This is a genomic window from Bradyrhizobium macuxiense (assembly GCF_001542415.1).
Taxonomy (GTDB): domain Bacteria; phylum Pseudomonadota; class Alphaproteobacteria; order Rhizobiales; family Xanthobacteraceae; genus Bradyrhizobium; species Bradyrhizobium macuxiense.
The window spans coordinates 1-5,244 of record NZ_LNCU01000136.1 but is presented as its reverse complement, the minus strand read 5'-3'; the positions used below and the strand labels follow the sequence as shown (position 1 = coordinate 5,244).

The following is a 5,244-nucleotide window of genomic DNA, read 5'->3' as shown; positions in this document are numbered from 1 at the left end:
AACCTATGACTGAAACAACGCAAGACGCTGGCATGATCAGCGAGGAATTAGCGGCGCGCTTGCTGTGCGTCGAGACCACGGAACTCACGAAGCTGCGGCGGATGAAGATCGTCACGCCTGTGACGACAAGCCCTGTCAAGTATCGCTTGTCCGACGTGGTTCGCGAGTACGTCAAGCATTTGCGCGGCGAAAAAGCATCCGCTGCAGAGTGTGCGCAACATCTGGACCTGAACCGGCGTAACTTTCACGATTTGATTGATCGTGGGGTAGTCGGCCGCCAGCCTGAGCGTGGCTACGTGCTGGCCGATGTTCGCCTCTCCTATATCAGGCATCTTCGGGAGACTGCTGCTGGCCGGTCAGAAGCAGCAGACCCGATCGCATCAGCCCGTGCTCGCCTGCTTACGGCCAAGGCAGAGCAGGCGGAAGGCGAAGCCAAGCGGGCTAACTCCGGCTACGCGCCGATCTCAACCCTCAAGGTCGCCTTGGCGCGATCGATGACGGCATTACGCGAGCTTCTGCTCTCCACTCCCGGACAGCTCGCTCACAGGCTCGTCGGTCTGGACCGCGCCTCGATACACCGCGAACTCGATCGGCATATGCGCGCTGTTCTGAACTCGATCGCCGATGGTCACATTGCCCGTGCCGTTGAAGCTGGAGGGCCGGTTACTGAGGCTGAGAAGGCCGCCCATGAGGCGTCGCAGTGACCGATACCACTCGCTACACAACATCCGAGCCAGACGCATTCTCCGCAGAGGATGATCCCGGCGCAAGATCATACGATCACTGCCCGCGCATCACGGTTGATCATGGGCCAAGCCCGCGATATCCGCACCATGAGGGACGGCAACCCGATAGCGGCGATGCCATGGAACGCGACCGGATGGCGGAAACCAGTCGTCGGTTGCCATCTCTTGATGCCGCCAAACGTCTGCGCACTAGCCGCATGATGGCAAAATTGATCAGCGATCACGCCTCGCGACTGGTCATGTATCGGGCGGATGCAATGGACGAGCGCATCAAGCGGGAGTTCGTACCGGCTGCACGCTTTCTACTTGAAGACATGATCCCGCGAGCCGAGATCGCCGCCGCGATGGCCCGGTTCGTTGACCAGCTCAAGGATGCCATTTCGAGAAATCGGAAGGCCGGACGAAGGCGGATTTGACCGTACCACAATACCGAACTTCAATGAACTCAATGGCTTACGAAGGGTGATTTCCTGCCGCCCCCCATAGGTAGAGACCTCATTCAAACGCCAGCCAATTCGAAGGAACATCGTAAATGGGAATTTTTACCAACATCTTCTTGAGCACGGGCGACAGCTCCGTGCGCACCATTAAGCAACTCGCCGATCAGCTCGACGCCATGAAGGCCCGGCGCGCTGCAATGGCATCATCGATCACTGATGATCGCGGTGCGTTGATCGCTCTCGACGAGCAATCACAGCGCTTGTTCGCAGGCGGTGACGAAGCGGGTGAGGCGACGAGCCTCAAAAAGAGCGCTGCACTAAAGGACCGCATCAAGAGCCGCGAGACCGCGCTCAGCCTGATCGATGCCGAGATCGTCAAGGCAACTGCAGAGCATGCCGAAGCCGACAGGATGCAGCTTGCCGATCAGACCGCTACGGATAAGGGAGCCGCATTGAAGAAGCTCGCCAGCGCCACCGCTGCGACATCCAAGGCGCTGGCTGATCTCCGCAAGGCGTGCGAACCGCTGGTTTCGGACTCGTTTCTCGTCAGGCAGGTCAGTGATTTGGTCACCATGCTTCCGACCGACCTGCAGGGCGCTCTCGATCATGCCGAAGCCGAAGTCAATTCCCTGATCGACGGTCTCAGGAATGGCAGCATCGCGCCTCCGATGCAGGTTGAGCATGCTCCCGCTCCCGTCGAAGTCGTCGCGAAACCCGCGATCGAGACCCGCCGCATGCTGGTGCTCGCCGACGTGAAATGGCGGCACGGCACCGAAGTGAAGGCCGCAGCGAAACAGTCCACGGCTGATATGCCGACCGCTACCGCCGACAAGGCCGAACGTCTTGGCTATGCGTGTGCTGTTGGTTCTCCCGGATGGAAGAAACATAACGTCGGTCGTGGCATCGTCTCGCTTCATCCCACTGTGACCGGGATTGTTGATCTCGACGACGAGAACCTGCAGCAGATGAAAGTCGCATTCGGTTTCGATCAGCATCGTCAGGATGCTCAGATGGTTGAGCGGGTCAACGGCGTGATCACGCAAACCTTCGCAGGCTTCTGATCGGGATAAACAGCAAATGACCAACACACCTTGGACCGCACGGCGTAGCGCTGAGAAGCGTTTCGCTAAGACGGCAGCTTCGCCCAAATCGTTCAATCCATCCGAACGCACGGCGGAAGTCGTAATGAGTACCGGATCGCCAGTTGATCGCGGTCTGTACGTCGAGCGATTGAAAATTTCTCCCAGCTCCGTTGATCTCGGTCGCATGCAGCGCGGAGGCGTCGCACTGCTCGACTCGCATCAGCAATCTGGTTTGAGCAACATCTTAGGACGTGTCCAATCTGTTCGCTTTCAGAACGGCGAAATGATCGGCGTTATCGAGTTCGCCAAGACCCAGCGCGGCAATGATGCGATGGAATTAGTCGCAAACGGAATGGTCCCCGGAACATCCATCGGCTATGTCGTTTCCCGTTGGCGCTTCGAAGATGAAGAAGGTCGCGAACTTGATCCCGCTCACGATCGCATTCCGAGCGATGGTTCAGTGACTGCATGGGCGACCCGCTTCGAATTGATGGAGCTTTCGCTCGTTTCCGTTCCCGCCGACAGTTCAGCGGTCTTTCGAGCTGCAAGCGGTCATGTTGATCCGGAGTACAATCGCGATGCGCTCGCTCGTGCGGAAGCTCGCATCCGCATGCGTGCCCGTCAGCGCATGGTCGGTCGCATGGTCGGTCGCCTTATGAAATGATGCCATTACACAGCAGGGTTGCCGATGTTCGTGAAGCACACAGAGTTGCCTGCCACGAAGCCGCGCACGCCATACTTCGATGGTGCCACGGTCGCACAATCGATCGCGTATCTGTTGTGGCTATTCGCCAAGACGGTCGCACTATAAATGGTCGATGCTCTGGCGATATCGGCGATCTCGAAAGCGATCACGATTACTACTCTCGTATCGTTGAACTAGTCGGCGGCAACGCTGGCGAGGTTATCCATCTCGGCGAAGGTCGAGGGCTTCGAGGTAGCGATCAGCGCAAGGTCAATGACTACGCCGCATCTCTAACCGATAACGTCAATGCTCGATCATTGATCATTCGCGCTGCGGAGATCGAAGCAGAACATCTGCTACGCAAACACGAGCAAGCATTCCGCGCGCTCGTCGATGCCTTGCTTGCTCGATCCGTTTTGACCGGCAGACAGGTCACCGAGATCATCGAAGCAAACCAATAACGAACGCGGTGTAATTCGTCCCCAATACGTCGGACCATGGGGTCGTCTCCCTTGATCCGTGGGTGTACATCGCGTTTCGTTTGCTCCCGGTCGGGCGGCTCACGACCGGTGATGCGCAGCGGAGGCGGCGGTTTACCGCGCCGTCTCCGCATTGCGCTTCCCTTCAATTCAGTTTGGTTAGAGTGTTGCCTGCAGCGTTTTTCTTGGGGCGCATGCAGGAGTCGTCCTCATTCTAGCCTGAGCGCGGAGGCGATCGGTTAGCCTTTCCCGGTCGCCTCCGCATTTTTTTCAATCACAATCATCATCCCCACCTTTTGAGGATCATCCAATGTCAGAAGAAGTTAAAACCGAAGTTAAGTCCGATATCGAGTTTGCTTTGCGCACTCCTATCCTCGCATACGGCGAGGAGATTAGCGTTCTCAAGATCAGGAAGCCTATGGGCGCTGATCTCGTCGCCGTTGGCAATCCGGTGAAGTTCTCACCGTTCACCAGTCCGCCGACCGTAGAACACGATTACCCCAAGATCGTCGAAATGGCTGCACGTCTCGCGAATGTGCCGTCATCGTCGCTCACGAAGCTTGATCCAGAGGACTTGATCACTCTGGCATGGACGATCACGCCTTTTTTCGTTCCAGCTCTGTAGAGGCATTGGTCAGCTCATGCTTGCAGCTCGCGCTTATCTACAAGTGCGACCCGTACATCTTCCTAAATAAACCGGAAGATGAGATTGCAGAGCTGTATCGACAAACTGCAGAGCAGCTAAAATTGATGCAACAAAAGGAATGATACGTTGGGTGTTGAACAGGAAGTAATGAAGCTAGTAGCGGAGGTGGAGGACAAATCCTCCGACACGTTAAAGAAAATCCGCGAGTCCTTCAAAAAGTTTGGTCACGATGCCGAACACACACATGAGAGGGCAAGCAAGTCAGCGAGAGCGCACAGCAAGGAAATCCGAGAGCTTCATGAGCGGATGAACAAGCTCAAGGACTTCGCTGCAGACTCTGTTCTGCCGACCTTTGCCGCTCTCGGCATCAGCTTTGCCTCCGTTGGCGAAACCCTCGCAAAGTTTGTGGAGCATCTTCGCGGAGCTGGCGAAAGTTGGAAGGTATTCAACGACGCTGCGATCCGTGGTGGAGTATCTGCGCGCTTCGTTGGCGCAATGGGCGCTGCATTTCAAAGTCTCGGCATCGCGCCAGAGCGCGCGAACGCTGCAATTGCAGCTTTCGGATCGCACATGGACAAGATCGCCCGTCATGATCCCGAAGAGCTGAACGATATCAATCACCAGTTCAGCAACATGGGCGAGAGTATCGCTCAAGCGCTGGCTGGCGCTCGCACTCGCGCTGAACAGTTTCAGGCCGTGATGACGTTCATGGCCAAGCACAACGTTCCGCCAGACCAGAAACGCAAATGGCTGGAGTTTCTGGGTTTACCTGCCGAGTTCGCAACACGCAGTCTCAAAGACCTTAATGAAGCGATGAAGGAAGGCTTCAATTTCGAGAAAAACCATCCGACTAATATGAAGGTTCTGCACGATCTTGATGACGCGTTCACCAAGCTGGATATGAACCTCAAAGGTTTCGGCATCGACCTTACCAATGAATTTGGTGAGCCTGCCGCTCACATGATCTCTAACTTCGCGGCATCAATCGATAAGATCGGCGAGTCGCTTCGCAAGTATCACGAGGCTGGCACCAGCGGATTTGCCAAGGACTCTATCTTTGGTCGCCTCTTCGAGAAAATGACCGGCGTTCCCGGCAGCAAGATGACGCCTCAAGGTCGCATCGATGAAGGGTTTTCCGCCTTCGATCACAAGGCCGACGAAGATGC

Annotated in this window: 7 protein-coding genes; all 7 read left to right on the top strand. The window is 56.4% G+C overall.

All coding sequences use genetic code 11. The features are described 5' to 3' along the window. On the top strand, nt 1-704 hold a 704-nt coding region (locus tag AS156_RS40155; protein ID WP_210184228.1), incomplete at its 5' end, for a hypothetical protein. Beyond that, entirely contained in the window at nt 701-1,162 is a 462-nt protein-coding gene (locus AS156_RS42640) for a hypothetical protein (RefSeq protein ID WP_136626668.1), read from the top strand. The genes AS156_RS40155 and AS156_RS42640, both read left to right, overlap by 4 nt. Nucleotides 1,163-1,302: 140 nt before the next feature. Further along, nucleotides 1,303-2,247, top strand: a complete 945-nt coding sequence (locus AS156_RS40145; RefSeq protein WP_136626667.1) for a hypothetical protein — start codon at nt 1,303-1,305, stop codon at nt 2,245-2,247. A 16-nt stretch (nt 2,248-2,263) separates the two neighbouring features. Beyond that, nucleotides 2,264-2,932, top strand: coding sequence for an HK97 family phage prohead protease (locus tag AS156_RS41635; protein ID WP_082747998.1), 669 nt, complete (start codon nt 2,264-2,266; stop codon nt 2,930-2,932). Then, a complete protein-coding gene (locus tag AS156_RS42635; RefSeq protein ID WP_210184227.1) occupies nt 2,932-3,414 on the top strand; it encodes a M41 family metallopeptidase in 483 nt (160 codons plus the stop codon). Before AS156_RS41635 ends, AS156_RS42635 begins: the two co-directional genes overlap by 1 nt. Nucleotides 3,415-3,742: 328 nt before the next feature. Further along, nucleotides 3,743-4,057 carry a phage tail assembly protein gene (locus AS156_RS40135; protein WP_066516305.1) on the top strand — a complete coding sequence of 105 codons (315 nt, stop codon included), beginning with the start codon at nt 3,743-3,745 and terminating at the stop codon, nt 4,055-4,057. Nucleotides 4,058-4,204: 147 nt separating this feature from the next. Then, nucleotides 4,205-5,244, top strand: a 1,040-nt coding sequence (locus AS156_RS40130) for a hypothetical protein (protein WP_136626665.1), incomplete at its 3' end; no start/stop codon positions are given.